1 protein-coding gene is annotated in these 1,038 nt (G+C 69.2%); it reads left to right on the top strand.

Features of this window, described 5'->3' with window-relative positions:
- Positions 1 to 735: SMP-30/gluconolactonase/LRE family protein (locus AC1DOC_RS34880; RefSeq protein WP_478131742.1), on the top strand; the 735-nt coding region annotated here is incomplete at its 5' end.
- Positions 736 to 1,038: the final 303 nt, after the last annotated feature.

Below are 1,038 nucleotides of genomic sequence, written 5' to 3'. Positions count from 1 at the left end.
GGCCTCGTGATCGCGCTGCGCGACGGCATCTACCGGGCGCGCGAGTGGGGTGGTGAACTTGTCGCCATCGCGCGCGTGGATCACGACGTGCGCACCATGCGCTTCAACGACGGCAAGTGCGACGCGCTCGGCCGCTTCTGGAGCGGTTCGATCAACGAGGCCAAGGACCGCGCCAACGCCGCGCTCTACTGCCTCGATGCACGGCCCGGCAGCGGCGTGGCGCCGGCCCTCACGCAGATGGCCAACCAGGTGACCACGGCCAACGGGCTCGCGTTCTCGCCCGATGCGCGCACCTTGTACTGGGCCGATACGCCCGCGCACCAGGTGCGCGCCTGGAACTGGGACGCGGCGGCCAACACGCTTTCGCAGCCCCGCGTGTTCCACCAGTTCGACGCCAAGCCCGAAGGCTGGACCCCCGATTCGTCGACGCTGCGCTACGAAGGCCGCCCCGATGGCGCCACGGTCGATGCACAGGGCCACTACTGGGTCGCGATGTTCGAAGGCGCGCAGCTGCTGCGCCTTGCGCCTTCGGGCGAGATCGTGGCCGCCGTTCCTGTGCCGGCCCAGTGCCCCACCATGCCCTGCTTCGGCGGCGACGACCTGAAGACGCTCTTCGTCACCACCGCCCGCAAGGGCCGCCCCGCCGCCGAGATCGAGCGGCTGCCGGCGTCGGGCACGGTGATCTCGATGCGGGTCGATACGCCGGGGTTGCCCGTCAGCTTCTTCGAGGACTAGGGGTGAATCCCATGACTCGATGCGTCGTGCATGACGTGCTTTGTTCGGGGCGCGCTCCCGCCGACGGGGTACCTTGCTCCGCGAATGTCCCCCGGCCTGCGGCCTCCTCCTTGATTTCGCTGCGCAAGGCACCCCATCAGCGGGTGCGTTATGCGCAGCGGTCGTTGATCAGCGATGCACAACGAGCGTGCCCTCGCGCACAGGGCATCGGGTGCTCCCCGCAGCGAAATAAAGGAGGAGCCGAAGGCGGGGGACATTCGCGGAGGGGCGTACCCGGTGGCCTGTGCACGCGCCCTGAACAAC

Source organism: Variovorax sp. 01T439_2 (genome assembly GCF_056398445.1).
The sequence above is the reverse complement of the archived record's forward strand: the minus strand, read 5'-3'. Positions and strand labels throughout refer to the sequence as shown.